The 20,934-nt window shown below is 57.9% G+C and carries 19 protein-coding genes, 1 tRNA gene and 1 pseudogene; 6 read left to right on the top strand and 15 right to left on the bottom strand.

The genetic code is table 11. The features are described 5' to 3' along the window. The 4 genes from IT585_02790 to IT585_02775 all read left to right on the top strand — a co-directional run. Positions 1-2,027: GAF domain-containing protein (locus IT585_02790; protein MCC6962154.1), on the top strand; the 2,027-nt coding region annotated here is incomplete at its 5' end. 90 nt (positions 2,028-2,117) lie between these two features. Then, positions 2,118-4,088, top strand: a complete 1,971-nt coding sequence (locus IT585_02785) for a cation:proton antiporter (protein ID MCC6962153.1) — start codon at positions 2,118-2,120, stop codon at positions 4,086-4,088. 156 nt (positions 4,089-4,244) lie between these two features. Continuing rightward, positions 4,245-5,687, top strand: a complete 1,443-nt coding sequence (locus IT585_02780) for a sigma-54-dependent Fis family transcriptional regulator (protein ID MCC6962152.1) — start codon at positions 4,245-4,247, stop codon at positions 5,685-5,687. A gap of 294 nt (positions 5,688-5,981) precedes the next feature. After that, the gene (locus IT585_02775; protein MCC6962151.1) at positions 5,982-6,440 is read left to right on the top strand and encodes a diguanylate cyclase; all 459 of its coding nucleotides are present in this window, start codon (positions 5,982-5,984) and stop codon (positions 6,438-6,440) included. Positions 6,441-6,456: 16 nt separating this feature from the next. Here the strand turns inward: IT585_02775 and IT585_02770 are convergent, their stop codons facing one another. The 11 genes and pseudogenes from IT585_02770 to prfB all read right to left on the bottom strand — a co-directional run bounded on the left by IT585_02770 (position 6,457) and on the right by prfB (position 16,517). Further along, positions 6,457-6,846 (bottom strand): response regulator, encoded by a 390-nt coding sequence (locus IT585_02770; GenBank protein MCC6962150.1) that lies wholly within the window; start codon positions 6,844-6,846, stop codon positions 6,457-6,459. A 29-nt stretch (positions 6,847-6,875) separates the two neighbouring features. Continuing rightward, positions 6,876-7,229, bottom strand: coding sequence for a hypothetical protein (locus IT585_02765; protein ID MCC6962149.1), 354 nt, complete (start codon positions 7,227-7,229; stop codon positions 6,876-6,878). Positions 7,230-7,546: 317 nt separating this feature from the next. Then, positions 7,547-8,683 carry an ABC transporter permease gene (locus IT585_02760; GenBank protein ID MCC6962148.1) on the bottom strand — a complete coding sequence of 379 codons (1,137 nt, stop codon included), beginning with the start codon at positions 8,681-8,683 and terminating at the stop codon, positions 7,547-7,549. Beyond that, positions 8,680-9,801: an ABC transporter permease gene (locus IT585_02755; protein MCC6962147.1), complete on the bottom strand. Its 1,122-nt coding sequence runs from the start codon at positions 9,799-9,801 to the stop codon at positions 8,680-8,682. The genes IT585_02760 and IT585_02755 overlap by 4 nt, the downstream gene beginning before the upstream one ends. Then, positions 9,798-10,727, bottom strand: coding sequence for an ABC transporter ATP-binding protein (locus IT585_02750; GenBank protein MCC6962146.1), 930 nt, complete (start codon positions 10,725-10,727; stop codon positions 9,798-9,800). Before IT585_02750 ends, IT585_02755 begins: the two co-directional genes overlap by 4 nt. After that, on the bottom strand, positions 10,720-11,646 hold the full coding sequence (locus IT585_02745) for an ABC transporter ATP-binding protein (GenBank protein ID MCC6962145.1): 927 nt from the start codon (positions 11,644-11,646) through the stop codon (positions 10,720-10,722). Before IT585_02745 ends, IT585_02750 begins: the two co-directional genes overlap by 8 nt. Further along, positions 11,643-12,518 (bottom strand): efflux RND transporter periplasmic adaptor subunit, encoded by an 876-nt coding sequence (locus IT585_02740; protein MCC6962144.1) that lies wholly within the window; start codon positions 12,516-12,518, stop codon positions 11,643-11,645. Before IT585_02740 ends, IT585_02745 begins: the two co-directional genes overlap by 4 nt. Positions 12,519-12,610: 92 nt before the next feature. Further along, positions 12,611-13,999 carry an FAD-binding protein gene (locus IT585_02735; GenBank protein MCC6962143.1) on the bottom strand — a complete coding sequence of 463 codons (1,389 nt, stop codon included), beginning with the start codon at positions 13,997-13,999 and terminating at the stop codon, positions 12,611-12,613. Further along, a complete protein-coding gene (locus IT585_02730; protein MCC6962142.1) occupies positions 13,996-14,271 on the bottom strand; it encodes a hypothetical protein in 276 nt (91 codons plus the stop codon). The genes IT585_02735 and IT585_02730 overlap by 4 nt, the downstream gene beginning before the upstream one ends. A 125-nt stretch (positions 14,272-14,396) precedes the next feature. Next, complete coding sequence (pta, locus tag IT585_02725) at positions 14,397-15,392, bottom strand: phosphate acetyltransferase (GenBank protein MCC6962141.1); 996 nt, start codon at positions 15,390-15,392, stop codon at positions 14,397-14,399. A 12-nt stretch (positions 15,393-15,404) separates the two neighbouring features. Further along, positions 15,405-16,517: pseudogene (gene prfB, locus IT585_02720) on the bottom strand (peptide chain release factor 2). Positions 16,518-16,546: 29 nt separating this feature from the next. On the opposite strand from prfB, the gene rlmN reads away from it, so the two are divergent. Then, the gene (rlmN, locus tag IT585_02715; protein ID MCC6962140.1) at positions 16,547-17,713 is read left to right on the top strand and encodes a 23S rRNA (adenine(2503)-C(2))-methyltransferase RlmN; all 1,167 of its coding nucleotides are present in this window, start codon (positions 16,547-16,549) and stop codon (positions 17,711-17,713) included. A gap of 14 nt (positions 17,714-17,727) precedes the next feature. Here the strand turns inward: rlmN and hypB are convergent, their stop codons facing one another. Together hypB and IT585_02705 are read right to left on the bottom strand one after the other, a co-directional pair. Further along, on the bottom strand, positions 17,728-18,390 hold the full coding sequence (hypB, locus tag IT585_02710; protein ID MCC6962139.1) for a hydrogenase nickel incorporation protein HypB: 663 nt from the start codon (positions 18,388-18,390) through the stop codon (positions 17,728-17,730). 10 nt (positions 18,391-18,400) lie between these two features. Continuing rightward, the gene (locus tag IT585_02705) at positions 18,401-18,742 is read right to left on the bottom strand and encodes a hydrogenase maturation nickel metallochaperone HypA (GenBank protein ID MCC6962138.1); all 342 of its coding nucleotides are present in this window, start codon (positions 18,740-18,742) and stop codon (positions 18,401-18,403) included. A gap of 156 nt (positions 18,743-18,898) precedes the next feature. Between IT585_02705 and IT585_02700 the strand changes: the two genes are divergently transcribed. Next, positions 18,899-19,720 (top strand): T9SS type A sorting domain-containing protein, encoded by an 822-nt coding sequence (locus IT585_02700; protein MCC6962137.1) that lies wholly within the window; start codon positions 18,899-18,901, stop codon positions 19,718-19,720. A gap of 17 nt (positions 19,721-19,737) precedes the next feature. Here IT585_02700 and IT585_02695 read toward each other — a convergent pair. Next, positions 19,738-19,821: transfer RNA gene (locus IT585_02695), tRNA-Leu, on the bottom strand. Between the two features lie 60 nt (positions 19,822-19,881). Next, entirely contained in the window at positions 19,882-20,928 is a 1,047-nt protein-coding gene (locus IT585_02690) for a hypothetical protein (protein ID MCC6962136.1), read from the bottom strand. Positions 20,929-20,934 lie beyond the last annotated feature (6 nt).

The following is a 20,934-nucleotide window of genomic DNA, read 5'->3' as shown; positions in this document are numbered from 1 at the left end:
TGAGTAAAGCCGGTTATGTCGTGGAAACCGCCGGTGACGCGCGCGAAGCGTTGCAGCTATACGATCGGAGCCATTTCGACCTGGTCATCAGCGATATCAAGCTGCCGGAAATGAGCGGCATCGAGCTTCTGCAGCAGATACGCGCCGACGATCCGAATGCCATGGTGATCATGATGACGGCCTACGCCTCGCTGGATACCGCCGTGGCTGCGATCAACATGGGTGCCTACGACTACCTGCTCAAGCCGATTGAATTCACGCAGTTGAAATTGGCGGCCAAGCGGGCGCTGGAGAAGCGGGAGCTGGAGCTCGCGCGGCAGAAGCTGCTGGCGGAGTTGCAGGTCAAAAACGATTTGCTCAATCGCCGCATTGCCGAGGTCGACGCTCTTTACCAGGCCGGCGTCGTGTTGTCGCAGTCGCAGGAGCTGCAGCCGCTGTTGACCCGCATTATCAGGCTGGCGCTGGACGTCATCGGCGCCAACGTCGGCTCGGTGATGTTGATGGACGAAACCCGAAACGAGTTGACGATTTCCGCCAGCGTCGGGCTGTCCGAATCAGTTCGTCGCGAGACGCGCGTGCGCGTCGGCGACTCCATCGCCGGCTACGTGGCCCAGAACGGCCAAGCGCTGCTCGTGCCGGATATTCAGGCCGATCCGCGCTTTGCCAAGTACCACAAGGGCAATTATGAGACCAATTCGCTCATCTCGGTGCCGCTGAAAATCAAGGACCGCATTATCGGTGTGCTGAATCTGTCTGATCCGCAACATGGCACGGTCTTTGAGGACAACGACCTGCGCCTGCTGGAGACGTTTGCCTCCCAGGCCGCGATCGCCATCGATGACGCTGAAAACTTCGAGGCGCTCAACAAGAAGCTGAATGAATTCGCCGTCCTCTACAACCTGGCAACCGAGATTACCACGGTCGACAATTCGCAGGACATGACCGACTTGATCTACAAGTCGCTCAAGCAGATCATCGAGGTTGATTTCACGGTCTGGCTGGCCTGGAACGAGCGCTCAGAAACTCTCGTCATCAACTATTGGGAGGGATTCGGCAAGAAGGAAGCCAACCTCCTGCGCGGCCGGGAAGTTCAGCTGAAAGAGAAGACGGTGTACTCGGCGGCAGCACGCACGACGGCCGTCAAGAACCTGATCTGCGAACTGCCGTTCTTCCGCGAGAATCTCAGGTCTTTCACAGCGGTGCCCATCATCACCAAGGGCGCTTTGCACGGGCTATTCTGTCTCGGCTCACGGCGGGAGAAGGCGTTTGCCGAAAACGACGAGTATATCGCCTCGATCGTGGCCTCGCAGGCGACTTCGATCTACGAGCAGCAGCGCGCCGTGCTCAACGCCACGCGCCTGTTGACGATGGGCAAGATGATGTCGGAGATTTCGCACGATCTGAAGAAGCCGTTGACCAATATTCGCGGCTCGCTGCAGGTAATGCGCGATCGCTGGCCGGAGATCGCGCAGAGCGACGATTTCTTCCAGACCGCAGAACAGGAGTTGTTGCGGCTCAATGAACTCGTGAAGGAGTTGGTCGATTTCTCGAATCCCAAGAAGTACCAGTTGGAGCAGAAGAAGCTCGATGATCTGATCAAACGCGTCATTCGGCTGGTGGAGAATGATCTGCGAAAGCACAGTGTGTCCTTCGCGCAGACGCTGGAGGAAGACTTGCCGGGCGTGCTCGTCAATGAGAACGAGATTGTCGAGCTGTTGCTTAATCTGATCATCAACGCCGTCGATGCCATGCCCAACGGCGGCAAACTTGCGATTCAGGCTAACCGCGAAACGCAAGGCGAAACCGGCCGCGCGCTCGTAGCACTCCGCATCACGGATACCGGCGTCGGCATCGCACCGGAACACTTGGACCGCATTTTCGATCGTTATTTCACCACCAAAGATACCGGCACCGGCCTCGGCCTGTCGATCTGTGAGCGCATCGTCATGGCGCACAACGGTGAGTTGAAAGTGGAGAGCAAACCCGGCGCCGGCACGACCTTCATCGTGCGCCTGCCTTCGGCGTAGTTGCCACGCCCGAAAATCTTTGCGCAATCCCGACGAATCGCCTAAGATGCCAGCGGGGCACCGGGCTTTACTAGAAGGCGTGGGTTGATAATGCAAGCGTCGCTGTTGACGGACATCCTGATCATTCTTGCCGCTTCGGTCGTCGTATTATTCATTTGCCATCGGCTCAAGATTCCTGTGGTCGTCGGGCTGCTGATTACCGGCATGATCACTGGTCCGCACGGCTTCAAGCTGATCGGTGCGACCGCCGAAGTGTCCCGCGTCGCCGATATCGGCGTGATCCTGCTGCTGTTTACGATCGGCATCGAGATGTCGCTGCGGCGCCTCCTGCGCATCAAGCGCACGGTCTTCATCGGCGGGCCGTTGCAGATCCTCGTGACCGGTGTGGTCGTGGCAATTATTGCGGCCTGGGTCGGGAATCCGTGGCCGGTCGCAATCTACATCGGTATGATCGCCTCCCACACCTCTACCGCGATTACCGTCCGTAGCTACCAGGAACTGGGCCAGAGCGACAGTCCGCACGCTCATGCCGTCGTCTCGATCTCAATCTTTCAGGACATCTCCTCGGTGCCGATGCTCCTTTCAATTCCGCTGCTGATGGGTACGGCCGGAATGCGGGGCGGTGGGGGGATGGAGCTGATTCTCTCTGGGCTGGGACTGGTCGTCTTCGTCTTCGTGGCATCGCGCTGGATCGTCCCGTATGTGTTTGAAGCGGTAGCGGCAACCCGTAATCGCGAACTGTTCCTGTTGGTGGTGGTGCTGATTTGTCTTGGCGTCGGCTGGCTGTCCTCGGCCATCGGTCTCTCACTGGCACTGGGAGCATTTCTTGCCGGCCTGATTGTCTCGGAATCGGACTACAACTACCATGCACTGGGCAATATCACACCATTTCGCGATCTCTTCCTGAGCTTGTTCTTTGTGTCCGTCGGTATGTTAGTGGATTTTCGCATCGTGTTCGAGCAGCCCCTGACGATTCTTCTGTTGGCGCTCGGCGTGATGGCTCTCAAAGCCCTGGTAGTGATCCCGACCGGGTTGCTGCTCGGTTACCCGATGCGCACAGCTGTCTTGACCGGCATCGGCCTGAGCAATGTCGGTGAATTCGGCTTCGTACTGCTCAGTGCCGGTTTCGCGGCCGGCCTTCTGCCGGAAGATATCTATCAACTGCTGCTGGCAGTGGCCGCGGTCAGCATGGCGATTGCCCCGTTCCTAATTCGCCTGGCGCCATACTTGGCAGAGAAAGCGGCGCGCCTGCCGGTACCGAAGTCGCTGGGGAAGCGGCACCCCGAACAGCAGCGTGAGGGGGAGGACTTGACGCAGCACCTGATCATCGTCGGCTTCGGCGTCAACGGCGCCAATCTGGCGCGGGCTTCGCAGGCGGTGTCGATTCTGTATGTCATTCTTGAAATGAATCCGGAGACCGTCAAACAGGCGCGGGCGGCGGGCGAACGGATCTACTTCGGCGATGCCACTCAGGCCGACGTCTGGCGCCTGCTCAACGTTGCGGAGGCGCGCATCGTCGTCATCGCCATCTCCGATCCTGATGCCACCCGCCGGGCGGTGGCGATGGTGCGCAGCCTCAACAAGAACGTGCAAGTCATCACGCGGACCCGATACCTCAGTGAGATTGAGCACCTTTACGACCTGGGCGCCAACGAGGTCATTCCCGAGGAATTCGAGACTTCGGTTGAGATCTTTACTCGCGTTCTGAGGTACTATCTGATTCCTGAAGCCGAGATCAACCAGATCGTTCACGAGGTGCGGTCCGATAATTACCAGATCTTCCGGGCGCCGCAATCCGAGTCAGCGGTCCGCCGCATCGAAAGCGACCTCGCCAATGTCCACCTGACGACCGTCAAAATTGGACTGGAGGCTCAGGTCGTCGGAAGGAGCCTCGCCGACTTGCGCCTGCGATCTGATTATGCTGTGACCATACTCATGGTCAAGCGAGGGGAGCAAAGCCATGTGAACCCGGACCCGCAACTGCGATTTGAGGCCGGTGATGTGGTGGTGCTGGTGGGAGAGGATCGGAATCTGGCTGAAGTCGAGCCGCTGTTTCACTGATGCGAGTCGGTTGCAGGGGGGCCGTTCAAGTAGAAACACCTTGCACTCAAGGCTCAAGAGTTGAATAATCGGATTGCAAGCCCTTGCAGGAATTTGGCAGGGGATTGCTAAACTAACCGTGCGCTTCTGCCGATCAGCGTAGTACAGGGAGAGTACATGGCAGACGAAAAGGCAAAGCTTCTCATCATCGACGATGACCCCAAGGTCTCGTGGATTCTGCGCGAAAGTCTCGAGTCGCACTACGACATAATCACGGCCTCCGACGGCATCGAAGGCATCCAGGTGGCCTCCAAAGAGAAACCGCTCCTGATCCTGCTTGACATCAAGATGCCGGGGATGAACGGAATCGAGGTCCTCAAGAAGCTCAAGAAGTCGGACCTGCAGGCCGATGTGATCATGCTTTCCGGTCAAGGCGAGACCGACACAGTCGTCGAGGCGGTTCAACTTGGAGCGTTCTATTTCATCAATAAGCCATTCGACGTGCGTGAGGTCGATTTGCAGCTTCAACGGGCGCTCGAGCGCCGTGGGTTGATGAAGAAGATCGACGATATGGAGCGCACACTCGTCGAGAAGAGCGCCTGGGAGGGTTTCATCGGTGACTCTCCGCGCATGATCGAAATCAAGAACTTGATCGAGCAAGTGGCCGATAGCGAGCTTTCGGTCTTGATTCGCGGGGAATCCGGGACCGGCAAGGAAATCGTTGCGCGCATGCTCCACCAGCTTTCGGCGCGCCGGTCGCACCCTTTCATCAAGGTAAACTGCGCTGCCATTCCGCGGGAACTGCTGGAAGCCGAGTTGTTCGGCTATGAGAAGGGGGCTTTTACCGGAGCGCACAAGAACAAGCCGGGCCGCTTCGAGACGGCCAATCGCGGAACGATTTTCCTCGACGAAATCGGCGATATGTCGTTTGAATTGCAGTCCAAGCTCCTCCAAGTACTCGAACAACAGGAATTTGTCCGCGTCGGCGGCATCAACAGCATCAAGGTTGATGTCCGCATCATCTGCGCGACCAACCGCGACCTGGAGCAGGCGATCTACGAGCGCCAGTTCCGCGACGACCTTTTTTATCGCCTGAATGAAATCACCATCCAACTGCCCCCGCTCCGCGAGCGGCGGGAGGACATCACCTTGCTCGTGAATCATTTCCTGCGAAAGTACGGCGAATTCTACCGGCGTGAACAAGTACACGTCAGCTCGGAGTGCATGCAAGCTCTTGCCAACTACAGTTGGCCGGGCAATGTACGCCAGCTTGAAAATCTGCTCAAGCAACTGGTTGTTCGGCAGGATGAGGCCGTCGTCTTTGAGACAATTCGCAACAGCCCGGAAACCCCGTTGCCGGAGCGCACCGCGCGTCATGCTATCCCGGCCCCAACAGTTGTCACCCAAGGATCGGGATCGCAGACGGCCGTGGCGGATGACAAAAACTACTCGCTCAAGGATCGACTCTCCCGAACAATTGAGAGCGAGGAGAAACGCCTGATCGCCGAGGTTTTGCGTCGAACCAACTGGAATCGGCGCAAAGCTGCCCAGATGCTCGAAATCTCTTATCGCTCATTGCTTTACAAGATCAAGGAATACCGGTTAAACGAGGTCGAGTAAGCGACGTCTGTAGCGGTGTGCACCAAATATGAACAGGCGTGCATAGAGTTTGGATCTGGCTTACGTCTAACGTCAGTTCGATGAATTTGAACATTTGCGGTGTTGTTTTGTAACTTGTTGTGGTGTATGAAACATACATCAATGATCTGCAGTGGAACCTCAAGGTGAAACGGCATCGGAAGAGATAAGCCGGACGCGGCACTGGAATTGCTCTGAAGAGGAGTTGTGCGAGATTTGACGAGAAGTCGCGGCTCAAGCGAGAATCCTCAGCCGAAATTCAAGGTCACAAAGAAGATGAACGCCACGGTCAATCACAGTTTCGGGATGCGGGCCCGCCAGGAGATGAGCCGCGCTGAGCGCTACTGCTTGTTTCTGTCCCTGATGCTAATTGACATGAACGAATTGAGCCGTGCCTTGGCAGCACGGACTCCGGGAAATGAGGTCCCTGAAGAAGAATTACGTCAGCACATTGAGGATGGCGTTCGCAGCGCGTTGCGGGCCTCTGACGTGGTTGCCAGCTACGATCAGAGCCGAATCGGTGTGCTGCTTATGGAGACATCCCGCAGCGGGCTGGAGATAGTTAAGCAGCGAATTAGTGCTTTCTTGATAGATTACCTGCGCGGAACGCTTCAATTGCCGTTTGAACCGGCGGTTACGATCCGCGATGCCTCATTTCCGGAAGAATCTGAGCAGTTCATTGAATTGACCCAGTTGGTCAACCGCGTTCAACCGTACTTGGCCACCGGCGAATAGCCGGCCCACTCCCCCTTCAAGCTACTGTCGACCGCTCGATCATCAATCGCGCAATACCTTCGAGTTCTCCGAGCGGCACCGGTTTGCTGACAAAAACCTCGCCGCCGACTCGCGCCGCCTGCATCTCGTCTTCGGACCGTTGTTTGGCGCTCACGAATACAACCGGGATGTGGCGAGTACCGTGCCGGGTCTTCAGCCGGCTGCAGAACTCGTAGCCGTTCATGTCCGGCATCATGATATCCAGCAGCACCAGGTCCGGGCGAAAATCGTCGATTGCCAGCAGCGCCGCTTGGGCGCTGGTGAATCCCCGGGCCGTGAAGCCGCGAGCCTGGAAGTACTCGACGAATGTCTCCGTAATGGCGGACTCGTCATCGACAATCATGATCCGGGTAAATTTCGAATTCATAGCTTGCCCTCCGTACAGCTCCTTTGCGTCTATTGGCCCGGCCGCACTGCTGAAGATCCGGTAAAGAAGGCGCCGGGGATGGCCACAGCCACTTCGAAGAACCCGGCCGAATCATTGACGTCGAGTCGCAGCGACGCTGACCTTTTGGCCGTCCAAAGTCTTGTACCTTCAGTGGTGGATTGCAGGATTTGGCGGACGTTCCAGTGAAACATATAGAGATCGAAAAAGTTTGCGATGCGTTTCGACAGGCAGGTAAGACCGTCGTGGTGCGTGATTACCGGGGCGTCGGTCAGGTCGGACTCCATCTCGACGGCTCGCGAATCAGGATTGCGAGGGCTACTGCAGGCAAGAATGCGCTCCGGCAGCGAGATCGTCAGGATCATGCTCGAAAGCGTGTTCGGTATTGGCAGTGCCGAGCAACGGGAAAGTCTCATGATCAATGGCGTTTCTCGCACTGACGAATAGTAACCAATCTGCCGAAACACCGTATCTGCGACGTCGGCGAGATCGATCGGTGATCGGATGAAGTAGCGGGCCGGCCGTAGGCCTCCGTATTTTTCCAGAATGAGTGCGGCGTTAACCCTCAATGGTGTCCTCGCTGGCCGTTGGCATTGCTGGTGATGATCTGCCGGCAGGCATTGTACTGCTGCCGGCGAACTTCAGTAGAATTATCGACCTTCAGGGCAAATGCTTGATCGGGCTACGCGGAGCGCTTGCGGAATCGCAGGACGGCGATCGCCAGTACGCCAACGCCCAGGGCTGCCAATGGGATGATCTGGTCCAGCAACGTCTGAAACGATGTCCCCTTGAGAAATAGCGAGCGAATGATCACGACAAAATAGCGCAAAGGATTCAAATAAGTGAGATACTGGATTGATTGTGGCATGTTTTCGATGGGAAACGCAAATCCGGACAGCAAGATTGCCGGCATCATGACAAAGAACGCTGACATCATTGCCTGTTGCTGGGTGATCGAGATTGTAGAAATCAGTAGCCCAATCGCCAAAGTAGAGAGCATGAACAACAGTGAAGTCACGAACAGCAGGGTGAGGCTTCCCCGCAGCGGGACATTGAAGTAGTAGACAGCGACAGTGCACACGATAGCGATATCAACCATGCCGATAAAGGTGTAAGGCAATGCCTTGCCGACGATCAATTCACCGGACTTGATCGGCGTTACGATCAGTTGCTCCATGGTCCCGAACTCCTTCTCGCGGACGATGGCCATCGAGGTCAGCATCAGAGTGATCACCACGAGAATTTGCACCACCATGGCGGGAACGTTGAAGTTGCGGCTTTCCAGGTCGGGGTTATACCAGATCCGCACCTGGTTGCTGACCGTACCCGCAGGACGGGTCACGTTTGACGGCAAAGCGGCGAGCTGCTCGTTCTGCAATTCCTCATTCAGCCGCATGATCGTCCCGGCGAGGTAGTTTGCGGTAATGGCGGCGCTGTTGGAGTTCGACGCGTCGAAGGCCGCACCGAGACTGACGCTGCGGCCGGAGGCGATTTGCTCACCAAGTCTTGTCGGAATGGCGAGCACACACCAGATCTCGCCCGATTGCATCAGGCCGTCAATTTCCGACTCATTGTCAAGGTAGTGTGTCACCTCAAAATATCCGGACGCTTCAACCATCCGGACCAAGCGGCGGCTCAGGGACGAGTGGTCGTGATCGAGAATTGCGATCGGGATGTTCTTAACATCATAGGTCGCCGCATACCCGAAAATGATCAACTGCGCGACCGGGGCCACGAAGATAATCGCCAAGATCTTCCGGTCGCGAAACAGCTCCTGGAATTCCTTGACCAGGACGGTAAACAGTCGCCGCCAACTCATGCGACCCTCTTCTTGAATTTGCGACCGGCAACGACCGAGAAGAACAGCGCGAAGACCGCCAGGGCCAGCAGTTGCGGCCATAGCACGTTCAGGTCGCTGCCCTTGAGGAAGAGCCCGCGTAACGCTTCGATGAAGTACCGGCCGGGAACGATGAAGCTCACAACTTGAATCGCGAGCGGCATTGAACTGATTGGAAACAGCAATCCCGAGAGTAGGAATCCTGGCAGAAACGAGGTCAGCATCGATAGTTGATATGCCAGCTGCTGGGAGCCGGCCACGACGCTGATCAAGTAGCCGTTGGCCAGAACGGCCAACAAGAATAGGGTCGAAAACAGGGTCAAGAGCCACAGGCTGCCGTTGAACGGAACCTCAAAGATGACAACGCCGACATAGGCCGCCAGGAACAGATCGACCATGCCAATCACGTAGTAGGGCGCGAGCTTGCCGATAGCCATCTCCAGTGGTTTGACCGGCGTCGAAATCAGCAATTCCATCGTTCCGCGCTCCCACTCGCGGGCGATCGTCAACGATGTCAACAGCGAACCGAGAATCGTCATGATCAGGGCAATCAGACCGGGAACGAGGAAATTCTGCGAGTCGAGATCGGGATTATACCAGAAGCGCGGCTGCAGATTGACCTGCGCCAGTTTAGCGGATTCTCCCAGTTGCAGCCGCAGACGGTCCAGGTTGAACTCATTAACAATTAGCGTGGTGTAGGCCAGGATCGACTGGCTGGTGTTGGCATCCGAACCGTCGGCCAGCGTCTGAATCGCGGCGCTGCCACTCGCGAGGCGATCGGCAAAGTCGACAGGGATGATGATGCCGACCTTGGCTCGATTCCGGTCAATCAGCTCGGTGATCCGGTTCTCCGCTGATGCTCGCTCAATCTCCTCAAAGTACCCGGAGTTGGTGAACTTGCGGATCAGTTCGCGCGAATGGGTGGAATTCGAGTAGTCGAGCACGACAGTCGGGATACTGCGAATATCCAGCGTGATGGCAAAGCCAAACAGGAAGATCAGCGCCAGCGGCAGCAGGAACGCCAAAATAAGCGAGCGCTTGTCGCGTAGGATTTGAATCGTCTCTTTGCGCGCGAGCGCCCAGATGCGAATCAGACTCACTGTGCGCCCTCCTTGATCAGCGCGATAAACAAGTCTTCCAGGGTTGCGCCGGAGCGCACCATCGCAGCGGCGCCGGCATCGATTTCGCGTATCCGGGCAGCAAGACTCTCGACATCGGCAGTGGGAGCCAACGTTACATGCAGCTCGGAACCGAAGAGCGCAACGTCATCCACTCCGAACAACTGGCGCAAGCGGTCGGCCGATTCCCACGGCGATGTCGAGTGAAAGCTGTAGATCGTTCCGCTGAATCGCTCCTGTTTGAGTTCTTGCGGTCGTCCGATGGCGGCCAGCCGGCCGTTGAAAATCATGGCAATCCGATGACATTCTTCCGCCTCATCCAGATAGTGTGTTGTCACGAAGATCGTGACCCCGCGCGCTGCGAGGGCATTGATTTGCTCCCAGAAATAACGGCGCGACATCGGATCAACTCCGGCCGTGGGTTCGTCGAGGAAGATGATTTCGGGTTCATGCTGAATCGCGCAGAACAGCGCCAGTAGTTGGCGCGTTCCAGCCGGCAATTCCACCACCAGGCGATCGCGCACTCCACCCAGCGTCGTTTCGCTCCAGAAACGCTGCTTGGTCTGCTCGTGTCGGTCGCGGTCCATCAGGTAGACGCCGGCATAGAAATTCAGATTTTCTTCAACGGTCAACGTCTGATACAGCGAGAATTTCTGCGACATGTAACCGATGCGCGATTTGATGCGTTCCGATTCGCGCATAATGTCGAAGCCGGCGACGGTGCCGAAACCGCCGGAGGGCTTGAGCAGCCCGCACAGCATCCGGATTGTCGTCGACTTGCCGGCGCCGTTGGGACCGAGAAAACCGAAGATTTCGCCGCGCTTGACCTGAAAAGAAATGTCATTCACGGCGACAAACTTGCCGAAGGTGCGGCGCAAATTGGTGACGTCGACCGCCCAATCACTCATGCGGCCTCCGGGCCAGGCCGATGTAGATGTCCTCGAAAGACGGCGTAATGCGACGCAAGTGCTCGACCGACCCGCCGGCAGTTTTGACGGCGGCTGCGATCCGCTCGGGCGAAAATCCCGGGGCGGCCGCCAGATGCAAACTGCGTCCGAACAGCACCACCGACTCGAACTCGGGCCGCAGGACCAGCGCCGCTTTCAACTCGCGGGCATTGTCCGATGCCAATTCATAGACCTCCCGGGGAAAGTCGCGACGAACCTCTGTAGGAATGCCCGCACTGATGATCGTCCCGTCGTGCAACAGCACGAAGCGGCCGGCCCGCTCGGCCTCATCCATGTATGAGGAACTGATGACGACGGTCGTGCCTTCGCGGTTCAGATCGTAGAGCAGCCGCCAGAACTCACGACGCGAAACCGGATCGACGCCGTTTGTTGGTTCGTCCAGAAGCAGGATCGGCGGGTTATGCACGAGAGCGCAAGCCAGCCCCAGTTTCTGCTTCATCCCGCCGGAGAGATTCCTTGCCAGGCGCTCGGTGAACCGATCCATGCGCGAGAATTCGAGCAGGCGCTTGATGCGAGCGCGCCGCTCCGCGCCGCGTACCAAAAACAAATCAGCGAAGAAGTCGACGTTCTCTTGAACCGTGAGGTCTTCGTAGAGCCCGAAGCGCTGCGGCATGTAGCCGATGGTCGGACGGTGTTTGTGCCTTTGCGCCGTGAGCGATTCCCCCAGCAGCGTGATCTCCCCGGCATCGAATGCCAGGATGCCTGCCAGGATGCGCAGCAGCGTCGTCTTGCCGGCGCCGTCGGGGCCGACGATCGCGACGATCTCGCCGGCGGGGAGTTCGAGGTTGATATCCTTGAGGGCGCGCGTTTGTGCGTAGTCTTTGCGCAGGTTGCGCACCGCGATTGCGGCGGTGGTCATGACTTCTTCAGATAGACGTCGACCGGCAATCCCGGTTTGAAGCGGCCGTCGCGGTTGTCCACTTTGACCCGCACCGCGAACACCAGCTTGATGCGCTCCTTGCGGGTTTGCACGTTCTTGGGCGTAAATTCGGCTCGCTGTGAGATAAACGAGACGGTTCCAGTGACCGGCTGTTCCGGTTGCGAATCCAGGTGAACTTTGGCGCTGTCGCCGAGATGAACATTAGGAATCTCGGTTTCGTTAACGTAGATCTCAACCCAGGTGTCGCTGAGATCGACGATTTCGAAGAGCGTCGCGCCGGCAGCCGCGAGTTCCCCGACTTCAATCGGCGCCGACTGGACGAACCCGGTTACGGTTGCGAGCACCGTGGTATACCCGATCTGTACATTCAACGACTGTTCTTGGGCGTCGATGGATTGCAGCCTGGCTTCGAGCGCTGCGATGCGGCGCGTGCCGGCCTCAACGGCGGTCTGGAGGTCATCGTAGTTGCGCTTGGGAATCGAACCGGCATCGTAAGCCTGGCGCAGACGGTCAAGATTGCGGCGCGAGTTCGCCCAATCGATGCGGGCGGCAGCCAATTCATCCTGCGTGGCACTTCTCGTGGCATTCAACTCCTCGCGCCGGGCATCAAGCAACTCGCGCTCGATGATGACAAGCGTATCTCCCGGTTGGATGAAATCACCCTTGTCAACGCGCCTTTCGAGGACCTTGCCGGCGATCTGCGCGGCAATCGTGACGGTGTTGGCTTCGACGGTTCCGGAAGAGTAAATCAGGTCCGGCGACAGCAGGCTGGACTGCTGGCGGTTATAGATGAGATAGACGAGAACGAGTGAAAGGACGATCAAGATGGGAATAATAATCAGCCGTCGCATCAACACCTCCAAGGCGGCGATTCACGCTTCGGCAAAGATACTAAATGACCGGTGACGAGCTATTAAAAATGCTGCGCCGATACTCTATGGGTTCAGAATATTTTGCCCGGATTGAGTAAGCCGGTGGGATCGAAGGCGCGCTTGACTCGACGAAAAAGCTCCAACGTTGGGTCAGCCACTTCAAGCGGCAGATAATCTTTCTTGGTCGTGCCGATGCCATGCTCGCCGGAAATCGTGCCGTCGAGTGCGATCGTTAGCTTGAACAGCTCGACGACCGCTTCATGGATGCGCGCGCGCGTGGCAGGCAGGTCGTCGCCGGCCAGAAAATTGACGTGGAGATTGCCGTCGCCGGCGTGCCCGAAGGAATTCACCCGCAACGAGTGGCGGCGTGCGAAGTCGGGCAGGGCAGTGACAACCGTTGGCAGCCGAGAGGGTGGCACCACGATATCCTCGGAAACGCGCAACGTCGCTGCCGCCGTGATGGCCTTGGAGATCGAGCGCCGCAGGGTCCAAAGATGATCACGGCGCGCCGGATCGGCAGTCTCCTCAAATTGGGTCGGCCGAAGGCGCCGCATGATTTCAATGACGACAGCAGCATCGCGTTCCACTTCGGTCGCATTGCCGTCAACTTCTACTAAAAGCGCAGCGGCGACAGGGCTCGTTGCGGGCCACTGCAGGTATTCGTGGGTACACTTGATCGCATCACCGTCCATGAACTCCAGCACGGCGGGAACGACTCCGGCAGCCATGATGGCGGCAACGACCTCGGCGGCGGCGGTCGGGCTTTCGTAGGCCGCGAAAAACGTGCGACGAGTTTGCGGTGGTTCAATTAGTTGCAGGGCAATGCGAGTGATGAATGCCAGTGTCCCTTCGGAGCCGAGTAACAGGGAGCCGAGATCGTAAGTCTGCTGCGGAAGGAAGCACCCGGTTTGGACCAGTTCGCCGTCAGCGGAGTAGCCTTCGAGTCCGAGTACATAATCCTTGGTCAGGCCATACTTCTTGCAGCGCAGACCGCCGGCACATTCAGCGATGTTGCCGCCGAGGCTGCATTCCTTGACGCTGGCCGGATCAGGGGGGTAGAACAATCCCTTGCCCGCGGCTGCATCCGCGAGAGTCTGTGTAATCACCCCGGGCTCGACGATGGCCAGTTTCCGCCCGGTGTCAAGATCAAGAATCCGATTGAGATTCGCCAGCGAGACGACGATGCCGCCGTATTCAGCGACGGCACCCCCCGTATAGCCGGTGCCGGCGCCGCGAGCAATTACCGGAATGCCGTATCGGGTCGCGATCCGCAGGACGGCTGGAATCTGTGCGGCCTCGTTGACCGCGATGGCGGCCACCGGCGGCCGGATAATCTCGGTGGCGTCGTGGGAGCACTCATCATAGAATGCTCCTTCGCAGTGCACGTTTTCGGTCCCGACAACCTGCGCCAGTTCGAGGATGAACCGGTCATCGACATCGTAACGGGAAGCCAGCGTCACTCCGACTTGCTCTTGGGCTTGCTGTCGCCGCTCGCGCTTGAAGACGAACTGGCCGAACTGCTGTCGGCGCTGGCGGCTTTCTTGTAAGATTCGCTGCGGTAATCGGTGATGTAGAAGCCTGACCCTTTGAACAGCAGCCCCGCGCCGCCGGTGATAACGCGCATCACCACACCGCCGCATTTCGGGCACTCACGCAGGGGAGGATCAGACATCCTCTGAAACTCTTCGAACTCGTGACTGCACGTCTGACAACGGTACCAGTAAGTCGGCATCAGTTCTCCTTCAAACGTATTCTACGCACAACGAACTTGCACGTTTGCGGCGGCCCGCAAGCGCGAGCCGCCGCCGGTGATGTCGGTGAGGCCGAAGCCGCTACCTGCAAAGTCGTTCGTGCCGGCTAAATCCCGGTCATGGTCATGGCAATCGCCGTGACATTGACGATGTCTTCCGCCGAACAGCCGCGCGACAGGTCATTGACCGGCCTGGCCATGCCCTGCACGATCGGGCCGATGGCGTCGGCCTTGGCCATCCGCTGCACCAGCTTATAAGCGATATTACCGGCGTCGAGGTCGGGGAAGATGAGTACGTTGGCTTTGCCGGCTAACGGTGATTGCGGGGCTTTCGACTGCTGCACCTTGGGAATGATCGCGGCGTCAACTTGCAGTTCGCCGTCGACGATGAGCTTGGGTTCGATCTGTTTGACCTTGGCGAGCGCGGCCAGAACCTTGTCGCAATCGGGATGCTTGGCCGAGCCTTTGGTCGAGAACGACAGCATTGCTACGCGCGGCTCCTCTCCCATCAGGGCGCGATAGGAGCGGGAGGTCGCTACCGCGATCGCTGCGAGCTGATCGACGTCGGGATTAGGAATCACCGCGCTGTCGGCGAAGAAGAACACCTTCTCCTTCTCTCCCATGAACTCCGGCAGCACCATGAGGAAAAAGCTCGACACGGCGGTAATTCCCGGCGCCAGGCCGACAACGTGAATCCCCGCGCGCAGGACATCGCCCGTGGTGTTGATCGCGCCGGCAACCGAGCCGTGCGCCATGCCTTTGCGCACCATCATTGCACCCCAGTAGAGCGGCTGCCGAATCGTCTTCTCGGCCTCCTCCGGCGTCATGCCTTTCGCTTTGCGAAGCTCGTAGAGCTCATGCGCGAAATCTTTCAATAGGTCGGACGCATTCGGATCGCTGACCGTGCACCTGGACAAGTCGAGGCCGTGCTCCTTGGCCAGTCCGGAAATCTTGTCTTTGCCGCCGACCAGAATCACCTGTGCCAACGCTTCGGCCAGGACCGTCTTGGCCGCCTGAATTGAGCGCGGCTCTTCGCCTTCCGGATAGACCACCGTCCGCTTTAAAGCCTTGGATTTATCACGAAAACTCTGCAACACCGACATAGAACCTCCCGACTACCTATCTTTCCAGTTCAGATAGGCAGTGATAAAACCATCAATATCGCCATCCATCACCCGACTGGTGTCCGAAGTCTCATGCGCGGTGCGATGATCCTTCACGAGGTTATAGGGATGGAACACGTATGAGCGAATCTGGCTGCCCCATTCGATCTTCTTCTTCGACTTGGCATATTCTGCGAGCTTCTTGTCTTCCTCTTCCCGCGCGCGCTGATACAATCGAGCCTTGAGGACTTTCAGAGCTGACTCGCGATTCTTGATCTGTGAGCGCTCGGTCTGGCATTGGACGACGATGCCGGTGGGAAGATGGGTAATGCGGACGGCCGATGAAGTTTTGTTAACGTGCTGGCCGCCGGCGCCGGAGGCGCGAAAGGTATCAATGCGGATATCATCCGGCTTGATCTCGATCTCGATGTCTTCGCCAACTTCCGGGAAGACGAAGACCGATGCAAACGATGTATGTCGTCGCTGGTTGGCGTCAAACGGCGAGATGCGCACCAGCCGATGCACGCCCGATTCGGCCTTCAGGTAGCCGTAGGCGTAGTCGCCCTTGATTTCCAGCGTCGCCGACTTGATGCCGGCCTCCTCGCCATCCTGGTAGTCAATCAAATCGGCCGTAAAGCCGTGCCGTTCGCACCAGCGGGTATAAAGCCGCAGCAGCATCTGCGCCCAATCCTGCGACTCGGTGCCGCCGGCGCCGGGATGGATCGAGAGGATGGCGTCGTTGGGGTCGTCATGTTCCGAAAGCAGGGTCTTGAGCTCGAACTCGTCCAGTCGTTGCTGCACTGACTGGTAATGTTCCTCGAATTCGCGGCGCAGTTCCGGCTCTTCAACGGCCATTTCCTCGAGGGAGCTCAAATCAGCGATCTCTTTTTCGAGCGTGGCGGTCTCATCCAGCCATTTTTTCTCGAATGCGATTTCCTTGAGTACGCCCTGGGCCTTTGCCTGATTCGACCAGAAATTCTCGGCAACCGTTTGTTGCTCGAGCTCTTTTACGCGCGCCGCCTTCTTGTCGAGGTCAAAGAAACTCCTTCAGCCGCCCAAACCGCTCAGACATTTCCGCAATCGCAGTGACTTCCGCCAATTCTCCTCCAAAAACCTCTTGGTCAAGTCGCGTAAGTATAATTGTTTGTAGAACTATGTCAACCTCAAGAAAGATCAACATTTTCGGCCTGTCGCTTCAAGGAATGGAAGAACTCATGGCGCGTCACGGCGAAAAACCGTACCGCGGCCGTCAACTCTTCCAATGGGTTTACCAGAAAGAGGTTGGCGAATTCGCGCAGATGTCGAGCTTCAACCGGACGCTGCGCGATCAGCTCTCCGATCACTACAAAATCGAGTTGCCCGAGATTGTCCGCGAACAGCAAGACCCTGAAGACGGCACGCGCAAGTTCTTGGTCAAGCTGCGGGACGGCGCCGGCGTCGAAATGGTATTGATCCCGATTCGCGGCCGGCTCACTCTCTGCATCTCCAGCCAGGTTGGCTGTACCATTGGCTGCAAGTTCTGCGCGACGGGTCTGCTGGGTTTCAAGCGCAATCTCACGCCGGCCGAAATTGTCGGCCAGTTTGTATTAGCCAAGCGGCTGACCGGCGATCTTGAACTCAACAACGTCGTCATGATGGGGATGGGCGAGCCGCTCCTCAATCTCGACAGCGTGCTGGAATCGATCGAGATCATCAGCTCCGAGTTGGGGCTCGGTTTCTCCGCGCGACGATTCACAATCTCAACGGTCGGGTTGATCCGCGAAATTCGGCAATTGACGGAGTACAAGCTCAAAGCCGGCCTGGCGCTCTCGTTGCACGCCCCCAATCAAGCTCTGCGCGAGCGGCTGATCCCGGCCGCCAACGACAATCCGCTGGATGAGTTAATCGAAGCCTGCCGCGCCTATGTCCTGCAGGCGGGTGACCGCGTCACGCTGGAATACATCCTCATCGCCGGAATCACCGACACCATGGCTTGTGCCCAGCAACTCGCGCGCATCGCCAATCGTCTGCCGTGCAAAATCAATCTGATTCCGTACAATCCGATCATTCGCCCCGATGGGGTACCGCTCGCGCCGATTAAGGAAGTCAAGAAGGGCCGGGTGGCTGCAATTCGCGGGACGGGCGCGCGCGACCCCAGACGACCGGCGCCGTTTTCGCCTTACGATTTCCGCACTCCGACGCAGGACGCCATTGACCGTTTCCGGGAATACCTCTATCCGCGCTGTCCGGCAGTCACCTTGCGGACGCCAAAGGGGAGAAGCATCGCCGCGGCTTGCGGACAGCTGGCGGGGCAGCTCCAAGCGGAAGAAATGTCTCTGTGAAGTCCGAGAGAGGCCTATCTGGCGGCGGCAACGAACCGTCGCAGCCAGTCGTACCACTGAGTCAACCCGCGGCCGTCGCGGCATGAGGTCTCAAAAATCTTCAAATCGCCGTTGATCTTCAGCGCGTTTTCCTTTGCGCGCGGCAAATCGAAGTCGGAAGTCCCCAGCAGATCGATTTTGTTTATCACCACCACCGATGAACGCCGGTACATGGCGGGGTACTTCAGCGGTTTGTCGTCGCCTTCGGTCGTGCTCATAATCACCACCTTCATATCCTCGCCCAGATCGTAAGACGCCGGGCAAACTAGATTGCCGACATTCTCGATGATTAGCAGCTGCACGCCGGAGAGGTCAAGGGCTGAAAGCGCCTGGGTGATCATGCGCGCATCGAGGTGACAGGCGCCGCCGGTGATGATCGGCCGCACCAGCTTGCCGCCCGCCTTGATAATGCGGTTGGCATCGTTTTCCGTCTGGACATCGCCGGCGACGATAGCGATGTTGATTTCGCCCCCAAGCGCCTGAATCGTTTTCTCGACCAGACTGGTCTTGCCGGAGCCGGGTGAACTGACCAGATTGAGTGCAGCGATTTTGCGTGCTTTCAAGTCGGTCCGAATGGCGGCCGCCAGTTTGTCGTTTTCGGATAGTACCTTTTTCTCAAGAACAACCTTTTCAACCATAGCGCGATCCTCACTCACCCTCAAGATACACGATTTCCAGCTCCTGTCCACTCACCAGATCGCACTGCGACGACTCGCATTTGGGGCAGACAAACACGAAATCGGTGGCGACGAACTCTTCACGGCACCGACGACATCTGGCTCGCGTCTCAATCATTTCGATCGCCAGGACACTTCCGGCCAGAGAGGTCTCGGCGATTAGAGCTTGATAGCCGAAGGTGAGCGCCTCGGGATCGACGCTGGAGAGCGTACCGATTCGGACTCCGATGCGCTCCACGCGGGTGAGGCCGTGCTCCGGCAGAGCCGTCTGGACGGCGTCAATGATGTTCTGGGCGATGGACAGCTCGTGCATACATTTCCGCGTTGCAAGATAGAGAAATTCCCAAATCTGATTGCTAAAAATCGTACTCCGTGGCTACATTATTCCGGAGACTGTTAGAGGAAGGGGAATGCGATGTGCAACCACCCAACAACCCAATTTCACCGAAATGCAGCCGTTTGTCTCGGGATGCAACTTCTGCTGTCGGCGCTGCTGACTTTGCACAGCCTGAGCGCGCAAGACCTTGGTGCGGCCGACACCCTGCGGTGCAGCAACCATGAACGGCCGATCTTCGCTCCAGACAGCTTCGGCGTATTCATTTACGCCTGGAGTGACGACACACTCACGGCAGCGACTCTCACGCTGCACTATCAGACCGATCATGATATATTTGTTTCAGCGAGCGCCGGACCTCTCGTCGAAAACCTTGAGGGTTCGGTGTTTCTTGTCACCCACCATCTGTCCCAGCGTGCTGTGACCATTAACTGGATTGGCTTCGAAGACCACCTTGTCGCCCCGTCAGGCGGGGTCCTGGCCACCGTCTACTTCCGAATGACCGACTTAGACTTCTGCCGCTCGGGGCTGGTACTCGATACTTGTTCGTTGTGGCTCTTTGAGAGTAGTCGATTCCATCCGCTGAGGGGCAACAGCTTCGTTCCGCGCAACGATTTCCCGGTTTTCATTCGTTGCGTGGGAGTCGACGACGGCTCTGACAATGCGAGCGAACGACCGGCGGCGCTTAGATTAACACCGCCTCACCCGAATCCATTCAACTCCGCTGTTTCGTGGCAGGTCGATATTTCCGAGGCTGAGTGGGTAAGTGTCACTATCCACGATATCTTGGGCCGAGAAGTGCGAGAGCTTGCGGCGACGGCGTTTTCAGCCGGTAGCCACAGTTTCGAGTGGGATGGCACAGACAACGCCGGAGAACAGGCTGCGACGGGTGTCTACTTCTTGCGGGTTACGAATGCCACGGTGAGCAAGACAATGAAGCTCCTGCTGCTCCGCTGATCGGAGAAACAAAAAAATGCCGAAGGGGGGACTCGAACCCCCACGTCCGTACGGACACTGCGCCCTGAACGCAGCGCGTCTACCAATTCCACCACTTCGGCATTGAATTGGGATTCCCAATATATCGGCAAAGGTTGCCGGCGCAAGCGAAAATTCAGCCGCTACTGGCGGGCATCCGTCGCCAGTTGGTAGCGGACAATCCGATTGTTGTCGCGGTCGGCAATATAGATTACACCCTCAAGATAAGCTATCCCGGTAGGATTGCGAAACTGCCGCTCGCCAGAGCCAAGCGTACCGAACGAGAGTAGCAGTTCGCCGCGCCGATTGAACTTGTAGAAGTAATTGTGAACGTTCAACAGCGGATCGGGGGAATCCAGCAGTAGGTAGAAATTGGACAGCTCGTCAACCGCGATATCCTTGTAAGCTCGGGCGGCGAAGGTGATCAAGGCGGGCAGGGTGTCGGCGTCGCTGTACAGCGGGGTGAAATTCGGCAGGCTGAATAATTGGACGCCGAGGTTGCCGGCGCCTTGCGCCAGGGCGGCATAGCTCTGACCCGCGATGGTATAGACTCCGAGATCGGTCGGAAAACTCGTTCGTCCCAATCCCACGCCCTCCTGCAAGTAGGTTGCGGCGGGTTGATCATCCATCGTGAACGCAATAATGCGGCCCTTCCAAAAATCGGTGAGGTAGTATTCCTTGGTCGCGAAAGGCGATGCTGCAATCCCGTAGAAGGCGGCGTCCACCCAGCGTACGCCACCCTGTATCGGCACCGAATGATACGGCGAGTCCGCCTGCCAGACCTTCTCGAAATCGCTTCCGCTGCGGAAACGGCGCCGGAACACGGCGTTGCCGTACTTGGTCGAATCGACGCTATCGCCGCTGCCGTGAACGACCACGTGATCGCCGCACACCACCAACAGGTCGAGGCCGCGATCCTGCGCGATGCTGACCGGATGCACGACGGGATATTCGGCCAGGAACGAACCGTCGACATCAACCTGCACGACGCGGTCGTTGTCGGTATCGCAGATGTAGACCGTCTGGTCGTAACCGACGTAAACGTCCTGCGGTCGTCGGAAGTCCACGCCATTGGCCGAAGTCCAAATCGGCGTCACTTGAACGTAGTTCGTGTCGATGCCGCCGTAGACGGGTGCGGGCAAGTCTGAAGGGAACGGCGTCTTCTCACCGCAACCGATTGCGATCAGCACTGAGAC

The organism is Candidatus Zixiibacteriota bacterium (assembly GCA_020853795.1).
In the GTDB taxonomy this organism is placed as follows: domain Bacteria; phylum Zixibacteria; class MSB-5A5; order CAIYYT01; family CAIYYT01; genus JADJGC01.
Note: the sequence above shows the minus strand (reverse complement) of the source record. Positions and strands in the feature narration are given on the sequence as shown.